The organism is endosymbiont GvMRE of Glomus versiforme, assembly GCF_003546845.1.
In genome coordinates this window covers 216,890-239,173 of the sequence record NZ_NWVA01000001.1, presented here as the reverse complement: position 1 = coordinate 239,173, position 22,284 = coordinate 216,890, and the positions used below count along the sequence as shown (strand labels likewise).

Sequence of the window (22,284 nt, the reverse complement as noted above, 5' to 3'; positions counted from 1 at the left end):
TAATATTATTTTCTAGCAGAAGTTCTTGCTTTTTTTTCCTTAATTCCTAAAAACCCTGCTAGATTATGTTCCCCTTGTAATTTTTGAAAAGTTTCTGGACTATTTTTTTTTAAATATTTGTAAAATGAATAGCCTCTCTTTTGATTTTTTTTAATAAGTGCTCTTATAGCACCTTTATCTTTTTTATTCTTAGCAAAGTGAGAACTTAAATTTTCAATTTCTTTGCTCAATAAAATTATTTGCACCGCAGTTGAGCCGGTATCTTTCTCGTGTAGTTGGTATTTTTTAATTAATTCAGCAATTTTCATCGTATATAAATAGATTTTTACTTATAACTTTTCTTTTACTTCTTGTTTTCTTTGATGATCGTTCTCTAAAAATATTAAATATGGATGGAACTCAACCAACTATCCTCGTGTAAAATGAATGATCCTTTTAACTATTGGATTTTTGTCCTTTCTTATTAGTATCGGTATTTGAATTTGACGTTTAATTGATTTGTCCCAAAAAGAAAAAAAGAAGCCTTTCAAAAACAGTGCGTGGCTAACTTTTCTCATGCCAGCAGGTTTTGCTTTTCCACTTATTTATATGTAAACAATTGGCACAATCGTTGGTCTTCTAGGTGAGTTTACCCAACGATTATTTTCACAGCGGTAGATACTGCTTTTCTAGCGGCTGGAATTGTGGGCGATTTTTTTCCCGCTCAAGAAGAAGAGGAAGCAGCAATCTTAAAAAAAAGACGAATCAACTTTTCAGTGTGGCGTTTGTTATATCAAGTATAAAGATAACTTACTTGGTGCTGAAACTGCCCGCGAGGGAAAAATTTGTCGCTTTTGCTTAGATAAAAAACAGCGAGAACTGAAATAAATAAACGTGCTACGTTTTTCTTCTAAACTACAAACATAATTAACAGTTTTTACTTTTGTTTAGACTTTTCCTTTGTTTGTTACAATAATGATTACCATTATCAACATTAGCAAAAAACCACCAGCAACGAATAAGAAAATTGAAACTGTTCGTCATCCTTTCTTAAAGTATCAATCTCATTCTCCCTCTTTAATATTTGCTAGCCAAAGTTTCATAATATAATAAGATTTTTAATCATTTTTGTTTTCTTTGTTCTTTTAGAAGAATTAAAAAAATAAATTTTACTTGGCGCAATACTAAAAAATGTGGCTATATATGTTAAAGTTGTGTTTTTAAGTATTTTAAGACATTTGTTTGCAAAAATCTATATAAAAAACCAAAAACTAGTTATTCATGAAACTATATTTATTTAATTCTTTAACTAATCAAAATGATTATCTAACTCTTGAACCTCAGCAAACTGTTAGCATTTATTTATGCGGCCCGACAGTTTACGATCATATTCATATTGGTAATCTTCGACCGATAATTGTTTTTGATGTTTTACACCGCTTTTTGCTCCATTGTGGTTACGGAGTAAAGTATGTTCACAATTTAACGGACATTGACGATAAAATTATTCAAAAAGCCCAAAAAGAAAAAAAATCAGAATTAATAGTTACTCAACATTATATTAAAGTTTACTTTCAAAATCTTTATAATTACAATATTATTAAACCTACTTTCACGCCAAAAGTGACTGATTATGTTTCCCAAATTCAGAAATTTATTGATAATTTAATAAAAAAAAAGCATGCTTATCGGCAAGAAAACAATATTTTATTTCGCACGAAAAATAATTCTGAATACGGTCAACTTTCTAAACAAAAAGCCGAAAAATTACAAAGTGGAGAAACCAGGCAAAATTCCCGAGAAATCATTAAAATTGATAAAGAAACCTTCCAAGATTTTGTTTTGTGAAAAAACACTAATCAGGGAACTAATTGATATTCACCATGAGGACATGGTCGACCAGGCTGACATACTGAATGTGTAGTTTTTATTCAAGAATTATTTGGAAAAACCATTGACATTCATGGTGGAGGACAAGACTTATTATTTCCTCATCATGAAAACGAAAGAATTCAATATTTAGCCGCTAATAATCAAGAACTAAGTAAAATTTGACTTCATATCGGGCACTTGCATTGAGACCAAGAAAAAATGTCCAAATCTTTGGGAAACGTGATTTTAGCAAAGCATTTTTACCAAAAGTATGGCCCTAATGTGCTCCGTTATCTTTTTTTAAATAGTCACTATAACCAAGTGATCAATTTTAATGAAAAATTGCTCCAACAGGCTCAAGATTACGCTCAAAAAACTAAAAATCTGCTGAAAAGACTAAAATTATACTTTTATTGGAAGAAAATAAATATTGATAAGCAAAAAAATAACAAAAATAATCTATTGTATCAAGAAACCATTCAGGCTTTAGGCGATAATTTGAACACTATTAAGGTGATTAATTATTTAGATGAAATAATTTGTCGTTTAAATAAAGAATTGGATGAAAAAAAAGCAACAGGCATAATCAAATCATTAGCCGCCATTCTTTACTTTATTTTAGACATTTTAGGATTTAAATTTGAGTTGGTTAGCTATGACTGACAAATCTGCTATTTGCTTGATAAATGACAAAAACTTCGTCAAAACAAGCAATTTTCCGAAGCAGACCAAATAAGAAAACAATTACAAGAAAAAGATATAATTTAAAAATAGTTAAAGACTTGGCAAAAACTAGTTAACTTTTAGAGGTTTTAAAAAGATTTTTAATATTAAAGATTGCTTAATTCAGTTCTTATCTCTTCCAAAACTATTTTGCGGATATCAGTTTCCAAATCTTTTAAATTCTGAGCCGCTCTGCTAATTTTATCGGTATTATTATTTAAATCTGCTAATTTTTTTTCCAAGCGTGAAAGATATTGAGGCAACTTATTGTCTACTCATTCATCAAGGCTCCTAATTCTTTTTTCTTTATTATCCTTATCACTGTTAACTGTTTCTAATAAATTATATCTTTGAATAATGGTATCTCTCATTATCTTGGCAATATAAGTGAAGTTAGTGTCGTCACTAACATAAATTTTTTTGCGGGGGTCTACACAACGCAAAGGCTCGCCATTCTCACAAGCGGCAATAATAATCCCAAAGTCAGCCTTAAAATTAATCATATCTTTATCTAATTTGTGTACTCATTCCTCGTTCCATTTTTCAGTATCTTTGGCCTCATAAATGATTTTACCAGCGATTTTTTTAGGTTCTGTTTCTGTTAATACTTCTTGGATAAAATCGGCTTTTTTGCCGGTTTGAGTTTGGTTAATTTTATTTATTCGATCTCGTCCAAAAAAAACCCGATTTAATTCACCAGAAACATAGTATTCAAAGTCTTCTCCTTTTCTCTTAACTGCTCGGCTTTTTATCATTAATAATTGGATTTGGTTGCGTAATTCGCTATTTTCTTCATTTAATTTACGAACCCACTCTAACTTTTCAATATATTCAAAAGATTGTAATTCAGCAATTTTTTTAGTTTGGGTTTCTAAATTTTTTTTCAATTCCTTCACTGCTGGAAGAGTTTCGTAAGTATGATTAGTTTCTAACTCTTTTAGTCATTTTTTTCGGTATTCATTCTCCTGAGAAAGAAAATGTTTTTCCATCAATTCCCTCACTCGTTCACTAATGTAACTAATCACCCGGTGTTCTTTATTAAAATGGTCATCATTGATTTCCTTTTCACAATGCGGGCAAGGAAAAACAAGTTTATAATTTTTGATTATTTGTTTAATATTGTTTTGGCTTAATGACACCTCATTTAAATTTTCTAATTGCTGTTCATTCATATTTTACTTATATAATTTTATTTTTCTAACTTTTCATCAATATAAGGAATATAGTCTTGCAAAAGAGCAAACGATTTTTCGAAATCATCGTTATCTTTTATAATCATTCTTCTATTCATTTCAGGAGAGCCAAGTTGACTAAACGTTTCTTTTAGGTGAAAGTTTTCTATGAGATTTTGGCTGAATTCATCACTTTTCAGATTCAGATACAATTGTAAAGTTCTTTCTCTTCGAGCAACTGTTAAGATGGCTCTTTTTTTGCCTTTTCTTAGAACTTTCAAAAAATAAGAAAAATAATAACAACCTGTTTTTCTCAAGGGTTTTTTTTGCCCTCTTCTTAATAATTGAGAAAAGTTATCAGTAACATATTGTATAATTTTTTCCACTCTTTCATCAAACAAGTCTAAGGGCGTTTCTGGGTCATTACGAGAATATTCTAATTCTTCTTGTTTATTTTCATTTTCAACTTTTTTATCGTCATTAGTTGTTTTGTTAACCGAAGATTTGGAGCCAATTTTTAGCCATTCTGGCAAATCTTGGCTTTCGATGCAAAAAATATTTTCTTCGTAAACGTTTAGTTTAACTAAAATTATTTTTTCTTCACTTTCTTGATGACTACGATGACCAACGATTTGGTAATCATAATATTCAGGAGAGACACAAATCCCTTTTATTTTTTCTCAATTTATGTCGTTTAAATTAAACAATCTTGGTCTTTTATTATTTTCAAGCAATTTGTTATTTAAAAGGGTAAGCAAACTAAATCTGTTTTGAATGCTTATAATATCATTTCCACCAACTAAATTTTTAATATAAGCACTGGTTTGAACAGTTATCTTATCAGTTCTTTCTTTTTTATATTCAAACAAAAGAAAAGTCTTTACATTTTTTTTATCATCAAAAAAAGCCACTGTGTCTACTCTTTTATCTTTTTCGGCAATTTTATAGGGAAAAATAAATTCCGATTTTATAAGGATGCAACTAGGAAATATTAATTCTAGGTTGTTTTCAAATATGCTTTGAACATCTTTTCTTTCACTCTGAAGTTTGACAGAATCTAATTTTCTTAATAACTTGCTTTCTTTATCTAATTTAAAAAGAACAAATTTTTTACTTTCTGGTTTTATTCATGTTAATATTTTACAGATAAAACTGGCACTCAAAACCAAACTAAAAATATAGAGAAATTTTTACTATTAATCATATTCTTAGTATTCAGAGAACTTGAACCGCGCCTTCTAGATAACACATCATAACTACTACTCGTGTAACGAAATTTTGGTGGCAGGGCTAGGATTCGAACCTAGGACTCCGGATTATGAGCCCGAAATGATAACCGCTTCAACACCCTGCGATATATAGTTAATTTTTAACTAGTTCCGCAAAAAATTACTTATAAAGATGAATAAAGAAAAAAGCCAAATATTAGTCGGTTTAGAAATTCATATTACTCTTAAAAGCAAAAAAAAAATCTTTAATTGAACTGATACTTATACTGAAAATGTTGCTCCCAATAGTCAAATTAGCCCTTGAGAATTAGGATATTTAGGAGTTTTACCAATTATTAATCCAGAATGTATTGAGTTGGCTCTGAAATTGGCTCTGGCTTTGCAAGCAAAAATTAGCCCAGTAATTATTTTCGACCGCAAAATTTATCACTACTATGATTTGCCAAAGGGATATCAAATTACTCAATATCGGCAAACTTTAGCGAATTCTGGTTATTTGCCTTTAATTACTCCTAATGGAGAAGTTAAAAATATTCCTTTAAAAAATTTACAATTAGAAGAAGATACTGCCAAATCCTTTTATACTGAAGAAGGAATTGAATTAGATTTTAATCGGGCGGGCAATCCTTTAATTGAATTGGTTACAGAGCCCATTTTTCATAATTCAGAAGAAACAATGCTTTTTTTGCGACAATTACAAAATCTTTTGCGTTATTTAGACATTTCCGAAGCCAAAATGGAAAAGGGACAATTACGAGTGGACTTAAATTTTTCCTTAAATTTGGCTGACGATTACCAAACTCCTCGCTATGAAGTAAAAAATCTTAATTCTTTTAACTCAATTGAAAGAGTTCTAAAATACGAAACTAATAAACATCAACAATTATGAAAAGAAAAAAAAACTCCTCCGTTGAGCCAAACTTTCGGATTTGATGAAAAAAAACAAATCACTATTCCCCAACGAGAAAAAACCGACTATTTTTATTTACCGGAAAGCAACATTCCTCCCATTAAAATCAACCAAAAAGATATCCAAAAAATTGCTAAAAAAATCCCTGTATTGCCTTGAATAAAATGAGAACAATTAATTAAAAACGGAGTAAATCCAGCCAAAGCAAATTTAATTATAGAAAAACCAATGCTGTTAAAATCAATCAATTTTTTAGAGAAAAAGGGTATATTTTCTACTGAAAAATAGAAAAAATAACTTATCATGAATGACAAAATTTATTTTTTTCAATTTATTCGAAGTTCTATAACTTGATTAGAAAAATATATTGAAGTAGCCAAATATTACCCTGACTGGAAACAAAGAAAACAAACAGACGACTCCTTTATTACCCGAAAGGATATTTATGAATCAAAAAGTAAGGTTTTGTGACCTCTTGGAACTTCTTTAATGATTGGTTTTGAAGGAGATTTAGACGAACAACCATTAGAGTTTCGTGAAGAAATCAAAAAAGAATTTTATAAATGACTAGACACTAGTAAAATTAATGTTGACAATGCTCCTGTTGAATTAAAATGTGCTTTGTTTCATTTTCACGAAATACTAGAATGTCGCTTCGAAAAAGCTCGACATGACCGAGACAACAGAAAAAGAGAAATCGAAATTGACGACCCAAAATATTTGGAAAAAATGCAAGGAATTTTTGGTAAATCTCAGCAAGTAATCCAAAGCGGAAAAACCGATGAAATTGATGGAAGCCGGTTTAATGGCAATGCCAAAGCCGGAAAAACTACTTTTGAAGCCATTGCTAATTCTCTTTCTGATTCTGAAAAAGAAAACTTTTCCTTTTGACTGCAAAAAAATAGCGAAAAACAGGAAATAAAAGAAAACCAAGACAACAAAGAGCAAGAAACCAAAACTACCAAACCCGCACCTGAAAAGGAACATCCAAAAACTACAAAAACAATTCTTATAATTGGAAGCATTTTCCTTGCTGGTTTAGTTTTAATTGGCTTGATTTTGTATTATTGAAAGAAAAATAAAAAGGCAGAAAATTAATATTCAGTAAAAATTCTTATAATGACAGTGATAATTACAAGAATTCTCCAACAACTAAAAAACAATCAAGAAACTATTCAAAGGCTAAAAAGAAAATCCAGAAAACAGCAAAAATTATTATTTGATTTAGAAGACAATTTAATTCACCAGCAAGAATTTTTAAGAGCGCTGCAAATTTATACCCAAAAATTAGTTCAAAAACATCAAATTGATTGAGAAGAAGTAGAAAAAGAATTAAAAGAAACTTGTTATCCTTGTGCTTGTGTTTTTCGTTCAATTGAAAGATTTGTGCACAAGAGCAAAACTAAATTTCAAGTCGAAAATAATTCTATATCAGTTAATAATAATAAAAAAAATTAATTGGGTTGAAAGGCTATTATTAGGTGCCTTTATTTTTCCTTTTTTGTTTGTTTTTGCTTGGTTTTTGTTAATTTTTATTTCGGAGCATATTAATCAACCCTCCTAAGAACTCTCTCTTCCTGCTTCAATTCGTCGTTGTCGCTTCGCTCCAATTCGGCTTTTTCAGTCGCCAATTCCCTCGCTCGCTTCCTCGGGCTCCTAATTCGACGTAAATATTAAAAAAAGTTGCGTTTTTCTACTCTTTTTCGCCGCTCATTAACAATATGAATGGCAAAAACTATCAATAACTTCGCTATCTTTTTAAAAATTCACTAATGACAAAGAAAAACAAAAACCACTTTTGGCAAGTTAAAAATCAAAAAGAGTTAGAAACAGTTCTTCAAATTTTAAGAACCCAAATCACAGTTCCACAAAAACAAGATTGTAAAATAATTTAATGGATTGAGAAATTTTAATACCATTCTTTTTGGTTGCAGGTTCTTTACTTTTCGTTATTTTTTCATGTTTAAGGTTTTCTTATCTTATTAAAACTAAAAGATTTGAGATGGTATGATTATCTGTTAATTTTGCTTTTTCTGCTAGCAATTATTTTTTTAATTAAAATATAAATTTTAATTGAATATTTTCTTTTGTAGTGTTTAAAATGTAAAATACTAATTTATTTTAGTTTTGTGCTTTTTTCTACTTTTGCTAATCTTTATTTATTGAAAATTTGCGAAGGCAAGAAGCAAAAAAAGTATTAAAAATTGTCAAACACTAAAACTTAATTTTTGAGATTATATGCTGATTATCTTTTTTTGTTGTTTTTTGCTCTTCTTAACTTTTCTCGAAATTTAAATAGTATGTTTTATGATAAAAAGGCAAAACAGAAATAAAGTAAAAATTCTATATGAATAAAAACCAGGAAAATTCCTTTTGAGAAAAACAAAAAGAAGGTAAATGAAAAACCCTCACTAGTCCTTTAAGTCAAGATCCAGAAATTTTTTCTAACTTTGATGATTTCATTACTACCTTTTACTGAAAATTTCGTGAACACAAAGGAGTAGAAAAAGGCACTTACAATCCGGAAATTGACTTTCAAGGATTTGCGGGTTTTGAAGACTTTGAGGAAGAAATAGAAATGGGTCATTGTGACTTACATATAGACATAATATCACAACAAACTCCCGACGGTAAAAAAGTAGAGAATTCAGAAGTCTATGAAGGAAAAATGTCTATTAAACTTAACCAAAAGTATTTATTAGACAGATTAGGGATGGATAAATTTATTTCTAACTATCAAGAGAACGAAAAAGGTACAAGTTGAAGCACTTTACCAGTTGGTTTTAACAAATTAATTGAAACTATTGCCCACGAACTAGCTCATGCTTATCAAAATACTATTCGAATTGATAATGGTGAAACGGTAAAAAGCCAATGTGAAAGCAGTGGCGATAAAAAACAATATCCAAGGTTAGTGGCAGAGCATACACAATTAACTAAGGAAATTGAAAACATGATTGCTAATTCAACTGAATATCAAGAGTTTAAAAGTTGATGAGATGAGGGTAAAAATCAGCAAATTGTCAACAAAAATTACGTACATACACAGAAAAAAGACAACAAGGAACTTGACCCTAATTCAAAAGTTTCAGATGAATTAAAAGAACTATCTAATCCTAAACCAGATAACCAGTCAAGTGTCGAGAGTAATGAAAAGCAAATCGAGAGCAATCCTGTTGCTGTAAATTCTAATTCTCATCGATCTTGATGAAGTCAATTGTCATCTACTAACCAGAGTTTAATTGTAGGAGGAATTGTTTTAGCAGGAATTATTAGTTTAGTTATTTGGTTAACTACGAGGAAAAATAAAGGCAGGAAATTCAAAGGATAATTCGCAAAATTTTTGAAAAGATTTTCCCTAATCATATTTTACTCACCTCCGAAAAAAATGAGTATAAAATCAAGTATGGCACAGAAAGAGCAAAACAGTTCATAAATTTGATGATAATCACAAAAGTTAAAAAAACTTCTTAATTAGATATCTTATTTTGTCTTTTGCTTCCTTTTTATTAGTATCATAGTGATTTCTCAAAGTTGAATCAATGACTTCTGCTATTAACTGAAATTCTTTTTTTCCTAAGCTACGAGTAGTTAAAGCCGGTGAACCTAAGCGAATGCCACTAGTGATTCAAGGTTTTTCTTTATCATAAGGAAGCATATTTTTATTACAAATAATATCTATTTTCTCTAACCTTTCTGCTGCTTCTTTGCCGGTTAAATTATAACTGTTTTTAGTGTCAATTAGTAATAAATGGGTTTCGGTGCTTCCGCTGATTACTTTTACTCTTTTATTTTGAAAATAATCAGCCATGGCTTTCGCATTTTTTAAGACTTGTTTTTGATATTCTTTAAATTCTGGTTGTAGTGCTTCCAAAAAACATTGAGCCTTAGCAGCGATAATTGCGGGATTTGGTCCTCCTTGATTGCCGGGAAAAACTGCTTTATCAATTTTTGGTCCTAGTTCTTTTTTGGCTAAAATTACTGCTCCACGGGGTCCTCTTAAAGTTTTGTGAGTGGTGAAAGTAATTACATCAGCATAATTGACAGGATTGGGAAACAAACTGGCAGCCACTAATCCTGCCGTGTGAGCAATATCAGCCAGCAGATAAGCACCAACTCTATCAGCAATTTGTCGAAACTTAGCAAAATCAATTTTTAAACTATAAGCACTATAACCAGTAACAATTAATTTTGGTTTAACTTCCTGGGCGATTTTGCTAATTTCTTCGTAGTCTAGTTTTTGGGTCAGAGGATTAAGATTATAATAATGAATTTGATAAAAAGTTCCGGAAAAATTTACTTTGGCTCCATGAGTTAAATGCCCGCCGGCCAGCAAATTTAAACTCAGTATTTTATCACCAGATTTTAAAAGAGCCAAATAAACGGCTTGGTTGGCTTGGGAACCGGAATGAGGTTGAACATTAGCATACTCAACTCCAAATAATTTTTTGGCTAAATCAATAGTTAGTTCTTCAATTTTATCAATATTTTGACAGCCTTGATAATAACGAGCATTAGGATAACCTTCGGCATATTTATTCATTAACAAGGAGCCGCTATAAAATAATACTTTTTTTGAGGGATAATTTTCCGAAGCAATTAAATTAAGAGTGCTTTTTTGCCTTTTTCTTTCTTTTTGGTAATAGTTAAGGAGAATTTTTTCTGCTGAATTAGTTTTTTTTTCCATGAATTATATAAAATTTTAGCAATAGTGTAGAAACTGAAAGTTATAACTTTTTAAAAAATTCCACTAATATTTCTTAAATTTTCCGAATAGCCTTTTTTTTATTGATCAATTTTTGACGTTCTTCCAACCCTGAGCCAATTGGTGCTAACTGACCGACTACTAAGTTTTCTTTTATTCCTTGAAGATAATCAACTGGTTGGAAAATAGAATAATTGATTAAAGCTTTTAAAGTTTCTTGGAAAGAAATGCTGGCTAAGAAAGAAGGTGAAAACTTTGTTATTTGCTTCAAGCCAAAAACTAGATTCTTGGCTTGGACTGGCACTTTGTTTTTTGCTTTTAAATCTTGGTTAGTTTGAAAAAGTTCTTGATAATTAATAATATCTCCAGTTAAATAACTGCTGTTTCCAACTTGAGTTACTTCGACATTGCCTAACATTTGGCGAGCAAATAATTCAATGTGTTTTTCATTTACTTTAATTCCCTGAGCGTAATAAACTTTTCAAATTTCTTCTTTGATGTAATTTTGGCAAGCCTCTCGACCGACTATTTCTAATAATTTTTCTAAATTGATTTTGCCAGCGGTTAAACTCTTTCCTTTTTTCACCTCTTGTCCTACTTTCACTTTTACTTTTTTTTCTGAGTTAAAACTATAAGTGAATTCTTGGCTTTCAGTTTTTTGTTTGATAGTAATTTGTTGGTTTTCTTCGTCTTCAAAAATTTCAATTATTTCTCCGGTTTCTTGGGCTAAAACTGCCTGTTTTTTCTTGTCCGAGAGAACATTGCCTAAAATTTCTTTTACTTTAGGTAATCCTTGAATAATATCTTCTTCTCCTGATACACCTCCAGTGTGGAAGGTTTGCATCGTCAATTGCGTTCCGGGTTCTCCTAATGACTGAGCAGCAATAATTCCCGTCGCAGTGCCCAATTCAACTATTTCTTGATTTTTGCTTAAATCGCAACCATAACATTTTTGGCAAATTCCGCGAGTTAAGGAACAAGTAAACGGAGAACGGACTTTAACTTTGGAAATATTATTTTCTTGGAGAAGGTTGATTTCTTTTTCTGACAAAAGTGTGCCATTAGTTAGTATCACTTTGCCATTGATTATAATATCTTGGGCTAAGCATCGGCCAGTAATTCTTTCGGCTAGATTGATGAGAATGTTTTCTTCTTGGCTAAAAGTAATATTTTCTTTGAGTTCTTGAAAGAAGATACCTTCTTGAGTTTGACAATCCTCAGTAGTAATAATCAGATTTTGAACTGCTTCTACTAATTGACGAGTCAAATATCCGGCTTCAGCGGTTTTTAGCGCTTGGTCCATCATTCCTTTCATCGCACCATAGGCAGAAATAAAAAACTCAAAAGGATTTAAACCTTCTTTCAAAGAGGATAAAATAGGTGTTTCAATGGTATTTCCTTTATAGTCAGTCATACTACCTCTCATTCCAAAGACTTGGGTCAAATTTTCAATATTAGCCCGAGCTCCTGAATTCCAGAGATAATATAAAGAACTTTTGTTTTTTTGGGTTAGTTTTTGGGAGATTACTTTTTCTAAATTTTCCTTACATTCTGCTCAAAGATTATTTTTTTGCTTCATAAATTCTTCTTCGCTATAAAATCCTTGGTCGTAATAGTTCTCAATTTGTTGAAGTTTAGTTAAGTTTTTCTGGAGGAGAACTTCTTTTTCGGAGATTTTCGGTAAATCAAAAAGAGAAATGCTAATCCCAGATTGAGTAACTGTAACAAAACCTAAATCCTTTAACTGGTCCAGGAATTTTACCATTTCCCCTTGGTTAACTATTTTAGTCAACTTATTGAGAAAAGTAATAATCTCCTTTTTTTTTCACCCTGAAGAATCTTTTGGCTCCTCGTTAAGAAAAGGCAAAGCAAAAATATCCTTTGGATCCGGAGAAACTTGGTGTTTGTTATAATATTCTAAATCATTAATGTAACAAGGAAAACTGGTAGGAATAATTTGATTAAACTTCCATTTACCGAAAGTAGTAAGGAGAAATTTTTGTTCGTTTTGATGAGTTATTTTTTTTCCTGCTAAAGGTAAAGGAATGAATAAAGGAGCAGCAAGATTGAGTTTTCCGTTCTCATAATCTTTTTCCATTTGGCTAGTTTCGTAGTAAAGGGGAATATTTTCTTTGCCATTCAGGCTAATTTTGGTTCTTGTCAAGTAATAAATGCCTAAAATGATGTCCTGAGTGGGAGCATCAATTAAATTACCATTTTTCGGATCCAGAATCTGAGAGTCTGCCATTGCTCGTGCTTGTATTTCTTCTTGGCATTTTTTGGTTAAAGGTAAAAGAACTGCCATTTGGTCTCCGTCAAAGTCCGCATTGAAAGCCACAGTTACGAGAGGATGTAACTGAATAGTTTTGCCTAAAGTTAGAACTGGCTGGAATCCTTGCATACCTAGACGGTGCAAAGTAGGAGCACGATTAAGCAACACTGGTCGATTTTGCATAACTTGGTTGAGAAGCGAGAAAATTTCCGAATTATTTTGCGATAAAAATTGTTTGGCTTCCTCCAAACTTTTGCCTTTTTTTAAGAGAGAAGCCAGCAAAAAAGGTTGGTAAAGTACTAAAGCCATTTCTACCGGAATACCTACTTGATTCAGAGTTAAGTGAGGATTAGGAGAAATAACAGAACGAGCTGAATAATCTACTCTTTTTCCTAATGAATATTTACGCAAAACTCCTTCCTTGCCACTTAATACTTGAAGCAGACTTTTGGCTGTACTTTGTTTGGGAAGCCCTTCTCCTGATTGCAACTGGTCGAAGACTTTTTGCAATCTTTTTTTCTCATTATGAACAATGTCCAAGAAAAACACTGGTGTTTGGAGATTTTCGTTAACTTCTAAAATTTTTTCTACCCTTTTATTAGTAAGGAAAAGCTTTCAGTAAAGGTTATTTTGCTGAGTTGTTGCAATATTTCCATCATCCAATTTAGTAGCCGGACGCAATCCAGCAGGAAGCACTGGTACATAATTTAAGACTAGTCCGGTTAAAGGTAAATCGTTTTTGAGCAAAGCTTGAATAAATCTTTTCTTGTTGGCGATTTGCTCTTGTTTTACTTTGGAAGAAAGTTCAGCAATTTTTTTCAGTTCTGCTTTCAAATCAATGGTTTTCAGCAGTTCAGAGAGAGCAAAAGAACCGGTTTCAATTCTTACTTTCCAATTTTTTCGTAAAAAGTCTAAGTAATCTTCCAAAAAAACTACTTCCAACTTCGCTTGGCTCAACTTTTCTTGTAAGTCAATTTCTTGTTTAGTTAATTTAGCCTTTTGTTTTTCATTTTTCCCTAATCGTTGAGATTTTTTTACTTGGCTTAACTCAGCTTGAATTTCTTTTTTCTTTTGACCAAGTAATTTTGCTTGGAGTTCCTGGGCTTTTTTTAGCACAGTTTGATTGCTTTTGTTTTCGTCATTTTGGATAATCTCAGTCAGAACTTCACTAATCAGTTCTGGATCTATTTTGCGAGTTAAAATTTGCTTATTTTGCAGAACAGTAGAATTTCCTCGATCTAGAACAACATAAACGTTAAAGTAAACTAAATCTTTGATGGCTTTGCTAGGAATTTCCAGTAGTTGCTCCAAGTGAGGAAGAATGCTTTTGAGAATTAAAGTATTTGTAACCGGGCTGGCTAAAGCAATATGTCCCATTCTTCACCGACGAATATTAGAACTGGCGACTAAAACTCCGCAGTTTTCGCATTTTTGGTTTTTGATTCGGCGTGATTGGTCGCTACGGCAAGCACATTGATAGCTTTGCGACGGACCAAATATTTGCGGACAAAAAAGCCCACCAATCTCTGGCTCAAAGGTGTTAGCGTTAAGAGTTTTGACGCTTTTGATTTCTCCAAAAGAGAGTTTTTTGATTTTTTTATCGGTTAACCAACTAAGTTTGAGTGATTTGATGGTTGTCGTATATACTTTTGAGATTTTACTGAATTGCTTATAGAAATCAATGCTTTTTCCTTGATAATCTTCGGCTGTTAAGTCAAAACCAATACCACGTAAGTATTGAAGTAAAAGATTAAATGACTCACTTTGACTATTTTTGATGACTAGTTCTCTTTCACCAAAGACTAAAGAATATTGAATCAAACGTCGTAAATGCAGGTCATCAGATTTGGCACTCATCATTTCCAGCAAGTTATAAGTAGCCCCGTGGGCTTCTAAGGCTCAAGCCTCCATTTCCCCAACTCGTTGTCCACCACCATGGGCTCTTCCTTTAACTGGTTGCTGATGGACCAAAGCATAGGGGCCAGTATTGCGAGCATGGAATTTATCGGCTACCATATGATTAAGCTTAATAACATAAATACAACCAACTAAAACTTTTTGGTCAAAAGGTAAGCCAGTTTGGCCATCGTAAAGTTGGGTTAAGCCGTAATCTTTCAGTCCACTTTCTTTAACAACTTGAGCAATATGCTCCCAACTAGGAGTATTAAAAGGTCGAACTAATAACTTAGTTTTTGTTTGATAAGCAACTTGTCCTAATAAAACTTCTACTAATTGACCAATATTCATTCGAGAGGGAACACTTAAAGGATTAAAAATAATATCTACTGCTTGACCATTTTCATCAAAAGGCATATCAACTTCTGGCACAATTTTTCCCACCACTCCTTTATTTCCAAAGCGGGTAGTTAACTTATCACCAGTTTCGATTCTTCTTTTTTGAACTGTACAAATTTCAATGACTTCCAAATCGTCAGCACCATAACTACTGCTTCCCCGCTGGTAAATTTCTTCTTTTGACCAATGGTTTACTTCATAAACAATACTTTCCATTTCTCCTCATGGTAAACGAAAAGAACTATCCATAAAGGAGTGAGTTGTTTCACCCATGATACTAGCGATAAGCAGCTCTTCGGATTGTTGTTTTTTATAAGGAGTTCTTTTGCTGACTAAAATATCGTTTTCATGCACTTCACTACCGACTTTGACTATTCCTTGCTGATCCAAGTGGCTAATTTCCGGACGAGGATAAAATTCTTCTTCTGTGGGTTTCTTATCAACTTTGATTTTCTTGCGAATAACGATATATTTTTTGGCAAACAAAGAAGTTAAAATATCCTCTTTAATTAGGCGTTCATTTACTACAATTGAATCTTCAAAATTATAACCTTTTCAGCACATAAAGGCAACCCGTAAATTTTGACCTAAAGCTAACTCTTGTTGTTCTTGATAATTACCGCAAGCGATGATTTGTCCGGCTTGAACTTGTTCGCCTTTTTTTACCATTGGAACCGAAGTAAGCAGATTATTAGTGTTGGTAATCGTAAATTGGTTAATAGGGTATTCTTGTCGCTTTTTTCCTGTTGAAGATGAATGGTTAATGATAATCTTTTCACTATCTACATACTGAACTGTACCAGCAAAATTGGCTTTGATAGTTAGGGAAGCATTATCTAACAAATAATTTTCAACTCCGCTGGCTACCAAGGGTGCTTCTCCTTTTAGCAAAATTACCGCTTGTTTTTGCATATTGGTTGCCATTAACATACGCACAGAGTCATTATGTTGAAAAAAAGGAATATTAGAACTGTTAACTGAATTTAAATGGTAAAAAGAAGTATCAATAAAGTTAATTTTTTCTTTGGGGACAAAGGTGAATTTTCTTTGGTGTCTGGCTCAAACCTTGTCTTCTTCAAGCAGGTTGTTTTCGTTGATTTTGTTATTACAGTGAGCAATATAGTTTTCTAATTCTTCATCGGCAGTTAAATACACAATTTCCGAAGTAATTTTTCCCTGCTTAACCAAATAATAAGGGGCTAGAACTTGTCCGTATTTATCAATTTTGGCATTTAAAGCTAAACTATGAATTAATCCTACCTTTTGCCCTTCGGGGGTTTCTACAGAACAATAGCGACCATAATAAGAAGGATTAACATTGCGGATGCTTGGGCTGACATTAGTTAAATTAAAGCCACCCAAACCCAGAGAACTAACTTTACGAATATGGGAAACTTCAGCCAAAGGATTATTTTCATTTTGAAGTTGGACCAAAGTGGAAGAATGAAAAAAGGTTTTCAAAACTTTTTTATTAAATTCTTGAATTTTTGGTAATTTGGTTGGGTCAACTTTGTTTAGTTGAGAAATAACAGCAATGTATGTTTTTTCAATTCCCTGTTTAAAAGACCCTAGTTTATTATCAAAACTACTATAAAGCAAGTCTCCCACGCGACGAATTACTTGGTTTTCTAAACTATCTTTTTCTTCATCTTCTTTTTCTACTCTTCCGACACCATGCTGTAAATTAAGGAAATAAGAAATAACAATTAATAAATCTCCTCAGTCAAATCAGGTTTTGCTATTGTCTTTTTCTATTGGACCTAAAACACTGATCTTCTTTTGGGGAGCAATTGGTGAAGTAATTCAAAAAGAATAAAACTGATAATTTTCCAGAGTAAGTAAAGGCAAGCGATTTTCGTTGATTAAATTTTGGAGGATAGAAATTTTTTCTTTTCCCAGTGCGGTTCCTTTGGAAAAGATTAATTTTCCGTCCTTATCTTTCAATTCTTCTGCAAGAGTTTGTCCACTGATACGAAGAAGAATATTCATTTTCCGATTGAATTTTTGCCGACCAAGTTTACCGAGCAAAAAATAAGAATTTTTTTCATTAAACAAAAAATTAGGAATAGGCTTGTCAGCTTTTTTTTCATTTTTTCCTAATTGGAGACTGTTTTCAATAATTTCTTCTTGACCAAATAAATTGAACAAATTTTCTTTGGGAAAAGGAGCCTCAGCAAGGATTTGGGTCAAATCAAAAATGGCTTCTGTATTCAAAAATTTTAGTTTTATTCCTAATTTAGTTTCCTCTTTGCTTCGGGAACTTAAATTATCTAAAAAAATTCTAATTCACGGACCTTTAAAAGGAATTATTTCTCCGTAGAGAAATTGGTTTTTGTTGTCTTGGAAAAAGTAAACATTGGGTGCCCGAACGGATTGAAAAACTACTACTTTATTGTTACCATTGATAATAAAATTGCCTTGTTTGGTCATTTTAGGCATTTTGCAAAAAGGAATTTCTTTGGTTTGTTCGTAATAAAACTCAATAAGCTGGTTAGGAGCGTCGCCAGAAATCCAAAGAGTTATTTTTAAGTCTTTATCATTTACTTCTCATGAATTTTCTTCTTTTTTTTCTAGAGTAAAAGATTTGTTGATCTTGAAACTCTTCTCTATTCAATCATGTAAATTATCAACTAATTGTTTTTCTTCATCAATCTGGAACTTAACTTCTTTACAGTGTCATTTAATTAGCCAGGTAAGGAAAAGTTTTTGGCTCCAAGTGGCTTTTTTGCGATAGGTCTCGATTTCGGTGAACTCTGGTTCTTCCCAACGACAAAGTTTTCCGTTTTCGTAATTTAAAATTTCTAAACTTACTTGGTTATTGTAATCTTTGAACTGAGCAGGAAAGTAAAATTGCAATAATTTTGGTAAAGCCTGATAAAGAAAATATTCGTAGGATTCTCTTTGTTCTTGGGTCAAATCTTTTTGGGGTAAAGACTGAAATAAATCTGAGCGATTGTGATAATAATATTCCTTTCTTTGGACTTTTTCAGAACTATTAATTAAGCGATACAACATTAATGATTTTTTATTCAATTATTTCTACTTTTGCTCCTAATTTTTCTAATTGTGTTTGGTATTCTTCGGCTTTAACTTTTGGGATACTTTCTAGAATTGGTTTTTTTTGATCGACTAATTGCTTAGCATTAATAATATTTATTGGATTTCCTTTTCCCTCGTTATTAACAATATCTTTTATTGCTCCGTAAATTTTAATTGGTTGTGAACCTTGACTGCTTATCTCTGTTACTTTCAGAGAAACATTTGCCGAACTAGTAGTTTTTTTCTCTTCATCTCTTTGACTAGAAACAGGAGCAAATGCTTCTCCTTTGATGTCAAATTTTTCTTCAATAGCTTTTTTTAATTCTGCTAATCCGGGAGGGGTAAAACTATCAATAATTTCTAAACACAAGTTAATTCTTTTCTGCTGATCTAGTTGGTTAATATCCATATGTTTTTACTTCTTTGTTTTCTTTCTAACAATTTCAAAAATAGAATCCTATTTCTCTTTTTCTAATTTCCTTAATTCTTCTCGTAGAGCATCAACTTTGTGCTGATAACTCGTTCATTTACGAAATCTAAAAAGTGCCCAAAATATTCAGGTTGTAACTCAAGCGAAAGTAAAAACAAACATTCCTCATTTGATATAATCCAAACGTATTCTATCTTCGTATTTTAATGACTCTTTAAGATATCCATTAGCATCTAAATGTTTCTTAGATAGATTAGCAATTGCTTTTGGCACGAACCATAAAATTACTCACGCAATAGCCAATGCTAAAAGAAAAGCAAGGAGGTTAACAAAGAACCACTTTAAACTGCGGTCTCTTTCTCTTTCTGCTCTTGCTATTTCTCTTTCTAATTCTAATTTTCTTATTTTTGTATCCATAATCTTCTTCCTCTTTTCATTTTTTGCTTACTTCTCCCCAGTTTCAGGTTCGGTTACCCCTCCTCCTTCTTCTTCATCTTCTTTTTTACCACTCGTGAAGTATCAAATTAAGCCACCGACTATTGCTACAATACCTATAATAATTAGTGATCAAGCCCAACCAGGTAATCCTTTGGGTTTGTCGGGCTCTTTAGTAGTTTCATCTGGTTTTTTCTCTTCTTTACCATCTTCTGGTTTTTTCTCTTCTTTACCATCTTCTGGTTTTTTCTCTTGTGGTGGAGTAGTTGTGGTTTGCAAAGTAGCCATGTGAGAACTTAATTGTTGTTTAAAGGTTTTTTGTTCCTCAGTAGCAAGATTGTTGTCAATCAAGTCATCTAAGTAACTTATTACTTTTTCTAGTTTTTCTTTATCCTTAATGTCTTTATAATTTTCACTAGTTATCCCTTCCTTAGTAATTTGGTAATTACGAACTTCCTTGTGTAAGTCTTTAGGTTCTTTATTCCAAACTTGTTTTGGGTCTTTATCTTTCATAAATTCCTCGTCCATTCCGTCTTTTAAACTTTTAATGGTTTCCTCTTTATAATCAATTCATCTTTTAATAATTTGGTATTCAGCATCATTTTTAGAATCTAAGCCCATGATTGTGCCTTTATTTTTAGCAAGATTACGGATGAAGTTATTCAAGACAACATCACCTTTTCTGTTATCGCCACCAGTAATGTCAGAAAAATTATCAATTTGTTGACCACAACTTTCTGCTTCACTAATTCAGCCTAACACAGTTTCTTTTTTGAATTCTTTTCTATCATCGACACTGGCTTTAATATACTGAATCAAGCGATATCTTAAAATGTAGCCCAACAAATCATATTTTATATCACCAAGGCTTTTCTCGGCAATTCATTCAGCAAGATTATCATTATCAAGGTTAGGTCCGCCTTCATTATTACTTTTCATTCAAGTTTTAAAAAGACTATCTTCTCGTAAATCATTTTTATAAGTTATTAATTCATAAAACTTATTGCCTTCTCCATAACCAGCTTTTTGTCAAGCCGCCAAAATTGTTGATTTATAACTTTTTCCTAAGACTTCTCTGAGGGTATTTTCTAAGTTCATACCAGCGAGTTTAATGTTTTTGATTTTTTCTCTAGCAGTGAGTTCATATGGTTCTAGGGTAAGATATTCATTTACTTTTTCTAAATTAGCAAGGACTCCTTTAGCAATTTTATCTTTGGTACTATCCATATTTTTTAATCACTCATCTAAATCTTTTTCATTAGTAATTTTATGCTTAGTAAAGGCAGTATATAAAGCCGAACGAGGACCAATAATTTTTTGAACCATTTCATCGTATTTTTTCCAAGCATTTCTGATATCACCTAATTCTTTTTTCACTTCGTCATTTGAGTTTTTAAAATAAGCATCAATCTTCACATCCATTAAGTCAAATTTGGTGTATTTTTCATCATCATCCTTTCAACCATTTTCTTCTTTTAATCTGTCCGCTACTTCGTTTCGAAGTTTTACAATATTCTCTTTATATTCTTCATATCAAGTTCAAGATCTTTTACTTACTGGTGAAGCCGATAAGAAATCATTAACATTTTTGGAAAGTCTCTTGACTACTCCTAGTAATCTTTTTTCGCTATCACCTGTTAGTTTTTTGTTCGCTTCTGTTAATTTTTTTATTCTTGCAGCAATTATTTTTTTCTCGGCTAACAAAGTTTTTTCTTCCGCTGTATAATAACCAACATCAAGTTTAAGAAGTTCATCTCTTTTTTCTTTTCTTTGTTTTTTTAAATCTTCAGCATCAATAAATTCAGGTATTTCACCTTTTTTAATATCAAAAACAATAGGTGCCTTAGGATCAACAGGTACCCCATTTTTGTCATTTGGACCTACGCCACCAGAGGCTAATGTAATTCGTTTTTCCTTAGCAAGAAAATAATCACGTATTTGTTTTATATTAAAAATGGTATGAAGAATATCAAGCCCTCCTTTAAAACCTTTTTGAATATTATTGAAACGATGACCATCTACATTTATATCATGATCTTTATAACTACCGTTATTAGCATCTTTTCCACTTTGTAAAGTGTAAGTAGTAGTAGAAATACTATGTCAAGGAGTCTCTTCTGCTCATAATTTAGGTCCAAGAGTGTAATTTTTTCCTTGTGTAAGAATAGGGTTTCTATTAATTAAATCGTATCTAAAAACTTCATCAATCATAAAAGTTGCTAGACTGACACTTCAACTATCATTATATTCTATTTCAGGGTCTTTTCCAATACCCGGAAGATAGGATATTAAACCTTCTTCATAGTCTTCACTTTGCAAGCGTGGAACTTTCACATCACCAGTTCTAGTATCCTTATCAATCAAAAGTGCTTTCAATCGATTATTATCTATTTTACCTTTTTCTTCATTAAACTTTACAATATCATAAAATGGAAATTTTTTTCGTTTTGGTCCTGTTTTTGTTGCTTTTTGTGTAAATTGAACTAAAATAGGATATTTGTCTAAATCCCCTTTTTCCGCAACATTCATTTCTTCAGAAGGATAATGTTTGAAGAAATTTCATCAGCGTCTGTATCATTCAAAAGTTTGATATGCTGGTTCTTTTATTTTTGACTGTGGTTCTTTTATTTGTCAATCTGAATCTTTTTTATCATTATCAGAAGTTACATTATCAGCTATATCTTTATTTGCAATGTTACCAACATTTTCTCCACGTATGCCAGCAAGCAATTCTTTTTTATCATTATCAGTAAGAGAATCTTTAAAAGGATTATCAAGAGTAGAAAAATAAACATTAAACTGTAATAGTAATCCACTAATTTGTGAATCAGATAATCTTAACTCTCCAACACCAGGAAAATTAATTCTGAAAATATCATATTTGTATCCTTTTGTTGATCGAATCAAATCCATTTTAGATTCACGAGAAGCATTAATTTCCTTAGCATTCTTAATCTTTTCATCCAAATCTTTAATTTCTTCTTTTAATTGTTTGGCTTCTTTTTCAACCTTGTCTGCTTTAGTTTTGCTAAGTGCTTCGTCAACTTCGTTACTTCTTTCGTTTAACCTAACAAGTTCTCTTTCTCTTGAATCATATTCTATCTTTTGCTCTGGGCTTAAATCTTTTCCGTTCATATATATTATTTTATATCTCCTCTCAACATAATTTTATTTTTTTTATCAATAAGCAAATCGCTACTTGTTATTTTTTGATAACTTTTTT

At 31.6% G+C, this 22,284-nt stretch carries 15 protein-coding genes and 1 tRNA gene; 7 read left to right on the top strand and 9 right to left on the bottom strand.

The annotated features are described in order from the left end of the window. Positions 1 to 5 precede the first annotated feature (5 nt). Positions 6 to 308: a 30S ribosomal protein S15 gene (rpsO, locus tag GvMRE_RS01285; RefSeq protein WP_147409489.1), complete on the bottom strand. Its 303-nt coding sequence runs from the start codon at positions 306 to 308 to the stop codon at positions 6 to 8. A 174-nt stretch (positions 309 to 482) separates the two neighbouring features. Here rpsO and GvMRE_RS14090 point away from each other — a divergent pair, with 174 nt between their 5' ends. Beyond that, positions 483 to 782 (top strand): hypothetical protein, encoded by a 300-nt coding sequence (locus tag GvMRE_RS14090; protein WP_147409488.1) that lies wholly within the window; start codon positions 483 to 485, stop codon positions 780 to 782. Between the two features lie 478 nt (positions 783 to 1,260). Continuing rightward, positions 1,261 to 2,619 carry a cysteine--tRNA ligase gene (gene cysS, locus GvMRE_RS01275; RefSeq protein WP_147409487.1) on the top strand — a complete coding sequence of 453 codons (1,359 nt, stop codon included), beginning with the start codon at positions 1,261 to 1,263 and terminating at the stop codon, positions 2,617 to 2,619. Between the two features lie 62 nt (positions 2,620 to 2,681). Here cysS and GvMRE_RS01270 read toward each other — a convergent pair whose 3' ends face one another. From GvMRE_RS01270 to GvMRE_RS01260, 3 genes are all read right to left on the bottom strand, one after another. After that, entirely contained in the window at positions 2,682 to 3,746 is a 1,065-nt protein-coding gene (locus GvMRE_RS01270) for a DUF2130 domain-containing protein (protein WP_147409486.1), read from the bottom strand. A 17-nt stretch (positions 3,747 to 3,763) separates the two neighbouring features. After that, a complete protein-coding gene (locus GvMRE_RS01265) occupies positions 3,764 to 4,915 on the bottom strand; it encodes a hypothetical protein (protein WP_147409485.1) in 1,152 nt (383 codons plus the stop codon). Positions 4,916 to 5,025: 110 nt separating this feature from the next. Continuing rightward, positions 5,026 to 5,100, bottom strand: a tRNA-Met gene (locus tag GvMRE_RS01260). Between the two features lie 47 nt (positions 5,101 to 5,147). Between GvMRE_RS01260 and GvMRE_RS01255 the strand changes: the two genes are divergently transcribed. The 5 genes from GvMRE_RS01255 to GvMRE_RS01240 all read left to right on the top strand — a co-directional run bounded on the left by GvMRE_RS01255 (position 5,148) and on the right by GvMRE_RS01240 (position 9,216). Then, complete coding sequence (locus GvMRE_RS01255) at positions 5,148 to 6,173, top strand: hypothetical protein (protein WP_147409484.1); 1,026 nt, start codon at positions 5,148 to 5,150, stop codon at positions 6,171 to 6,173. A 15-nt stretch (positions 6,174 to 6,188) separates the two neighbouring features. Beyond that, positions 6,189 to 6,983, top strand: a complete 795-nt coding sequence (locus GvMRE_RS01250) for a hypothetical protein (RefSeq protein WP_147409483.1) — start codon at positions 6,189 to 6,191, stop codon at positions 6,981 to 6,983. A 21-nt stretch (positions 6,984 to 7,004) separates the two neighbouring features. After that, a complete protein-coding gene (locus tag GvMRE_RS01245) occupies positions 7,005 to 7,343 on the top strand; it encodes a hypothetical protein (protein ID WP_147409482.1) in 339 nt (112 codons plus the stop codon). 314 nt (positions 7,344 to 7,657) lie between these two features. Next, positions 7,658 to 7,780 carry a hypothetical protein gene (locus GvMRE_RS14295; RefSeq protein ID WP_281267936.1) on the top strand — a complete coding sequence of 41 codons (123 nt, stop codon included), beginning with the start codon at positions 7,658 to 7,660 and terminating at the stop codon, positions 7,778 to 7,780. A 452-nt stretch (positions 7,781 to 8,232) separates the two neighbouring features. Then, a complete protein-coding gene (locus GvMRE_RS01240; protein WP_147409481.1) occupies positions 8,233 to 9,216 on the top strand; it encodes a hypothetical protein in 984 nt (327 codons plus the stop codon). 126 nt (positions 9,217 to 9,342) lie between these two features. Here GvMRE_RS01240 and GvMRE_RS01235 read toward each other — a convergent pair whose 3' ends face one another. The 5 genes from GvMRE_RS01235 to GvMRE_RS01215 form a co-directional block, all read right to left on the bottom strand. Beyond that, complete coding sequence (locus tag GvMRE_RS01235; protein WP_147409480.1) at positions 9,343 to 10,572, bottom strand: serine hydroxymethyltransferase; 1,230 nt, start codon at positions 10,570 to 10,572, stop codon at positions 9,343 to 9,345. A 73-nt stretch (positions 10,573 to 10,645) separates the two neighbouring features. Continuing rightward, positions 10,646 to 18,172, bottom strand: coding sequence for a DNA-directed RNA polymerase subunit beta' (gene rpoC / locus GvMRE_RS01230; protein WP_147409479.1), 7,527 nt, complete (start codon positions 18,170 to 18,172; stop codon positions 10,646 to 10,648). Positions 18,173 to 18,182: 10 nt separating this feature from the next. Further along, complete coding sequence (locus tag GvMRE_RS01225) at positions 18,183 to 18,605, bottom strand: ribosomal protein L7/L12 (protein WP_147409478.1); 423 nt, start codon at positions 18,603 to 18,605, stop codon at positions 18,183 to 18,185. Between the two features lie 48 nt (positions 18,606 to 18,653). Next, positions 18,654 to 19,043 (bottom strand): hypothetical protein, encoded by a 390-nt coding sequence (locus GvMRE_RS01220; protein WP_147409477.1) that lies wholly within the window; start codon positions 19,041 to 19,043, stop codon positions 18,654 to 18,656. Positions 19,044 to 19,070: 27 nt separating this feature from the next. Then, on the bottom strand, positions 19,071 to 22,196 hold the full coding sequence (locus GvMRE_RS01215) for a hypothetical protein (RefSeq protein WP_147409476.1): 3,126 nt from the start codon (positions 22,194 to 22,196) through the stop codon (positions 19,071 to 19,073). Between the last annotated feature and the right edge of the window lie 88 nt (positions 22,197 to 22,284).